3 protein-coding genes are annotated in these 1,674 nt (G+C 69.0%); 2 read left to right on the top strand and 1 reads right to left on the bottom strand.

Annotated elements, in window-relative coordinates; translation table 11 throughout:
* The first annotated feature begins 156 nt into the window (after positions 1-156).
* Positions 157-342, top strand: a complete 186-nt coding sequence (gene rpmF, locus ACIPIA_RS15730) for a 50S ribosomal protein L32 (protein ID WP_047582212.1) — start codon at positions 157-159, stop codon at positions 340-342.
* An 81-nt stretch (positions 343-423) separates the two neighbouring features.
* Here the strand turns inward: rpmF and ACIPIA_RS15725 are convergent, their stop codons facing one another.
* Positions 424-639 carry a hypothetical protein gene (locus tag ACIPIA_RS15725; protein ID WP_400510915.1) on the bottom strand — a complete coding sequence of 72 codons (216 nt, stop codon included), beginning with the start codon at positions 637-639 and terminating at the stop codon, positions 424-426.
* Between the two features lie 173 nt (positions 640-812).
* Here ACIPIA_RS15725 and ACIPIA_RS15720 point away from each other — a divergent pair.
* The coding region (locus tag ACIPIA_RS15720) for a GGDEF domain-containing protein (RefSeq protein ID WP_400510913.1) at positions 813-1,674 on the top strand (862 nt) is incomplete at its 3' end.

The following is a 1,674-nucleotide window of genomic DNA, read 5'->3' as shown; positions in this document are numbered from 1 at the left end:
GATCCGACGGTCATTCCGAAGAAAACCGGATTCAGCTCTAGCCATGCGCGCCCCGACGGTGTATGGGCAACGCCTCACGAGATTGATCCGTCGCCGTGGCGGAGGCGTGGCCTTGACCGGCCTGCGCATCCAGACGGCGGCACGATGGAGAGTACTATGGCCGTTCCGAAGAGAAAGACGTCGCCGTCGAAGCGTGGCATGCGCCGCTCGGCCGACGCCCTGAAGCAGCCCACCTATATCGAAGACAAGAACTCGGGCGAGCTGCGCCGTCCGCACCATGTCGACCTGAAGAGCGGCATGTACCGCGGCCGTCAGGTCCTCAAGGTCAAGACCGACGCCTGAGCCGGCTGCGGCAGCGATGCCGCTCCAGCGACAGCGCATGTGAACCGGCCGCAAGGCCGGTTTTTCTTTGCATGCGGTCCGTCAGCCCCGGGGGCGGAGGCGCGGCCGCGGCAGCCGGGCACGCGGCACGAGCTGCGCCGCAGCCCGGTAGCAGCCCGCGGCGGATTGAGGCGTCGCGATCGCCTGCCGCGCGAAGGGGCCGATTTCTGCCCGCGCCGCGGCGGCCTGCAGCAGCAGCAGCCCCGATGCGTTGACATGGGCCGCATCCTGCCCCGGCCAAACTCCGGCCCTTGCCATGTTTCACTCCGGCACAAACGCAATGTGACGGAGCTCAGGCTGCAATCGGGTGGCCAGCCTTAACGCAGCGTTAATCGAAATTGTCGCATCGTTTCGAAGCACTTCCCATCATCCGGACGGGCGACGAAGCACCAGAACGGCGCCGCGTAGCTCTGTCCCTTCGAGGCCGAGCGATGCCGACCCCATCGATCTTCAGCTTCCAGAACGGCGGCTCAGTCGATCCCCGCAACATCCTCTCCTCGATCGGCGAAGTCGTTTACGGCTGGGACGCCCGGAGCGACGCCCTGAGCTGGGGGCCGAATGTCGCCGAGGTGCTCGGTCCGATCCCGCAGCAGGTCCTCGAGCGCGGCCTGGCCTTCGCCGGGCTGGTCGAGCCGGGCAGCGGCGCAAGCCGCTACGATGCGATCTTCGGCTCCAGCGAGCAGGATCGCGGCGACGGCGTGATCTACCGCACCCGCTATGCCGTCGATCTCGCCGGCCGCAAGATGTGGGTCGAGGATACCGGCCGCTGGTTCGCCGGCAGCGACGGCCGCCCGGCCACCGCACGCGGCGTCCTGAGGCTGGAGCGCGCCGCCAGGGCGGAGGAGCTCGATCGGCTGGGCAACGAGCTCTGCGACCGCCCCGCCCTGCTGGAACGCATCGACGCGACCTTGCGCGAGCACCTCCCCGCCCAGCGGCCGGTGGTCGTCCTGGTGGCTGCGATCGACGAGCTCGCGCGCCTCAACGACGATTTCGGCCATGAGGCGACGGACGAGATCATCAGCACCGTGCATGAGCGCCTGCGCTCGGTCACTCGCCGGCGCGACCATCTCGTACGCTATGCCGGCAACAGTTTCGCCATCCTGCTCGTCGGCTGCCCGCAGGACCAGATCGAATCGGCGGCGCGCCGCTTCATCAAGATCGTAGCCCAGTCGGCGATCGAGACCGCGCGCGGCATCGCGCTGGTCCGCCTGCGCGTCGGCGCGGCCAGCGCCCCGGAACTCGCCGGCCATGGCGGCGAGCTCCTGGCGGGCGCCGAAGGCGCGCTGGCAACCG

The sequence above is a fragment of the Allobosea sp. CER48 genome (assembly GCF_044752385.1).
GTDB lineage: Bacteria > Pseudomonadota > Alphaproteobacteria > Rhizobiales > Beijerinckiaceae > Allobosea.
The sequence above is the reverse complement of the archived record's forward strand: the minus strand, read 5'-3'. Positions and strand labels throughout refer to the sequence as shown.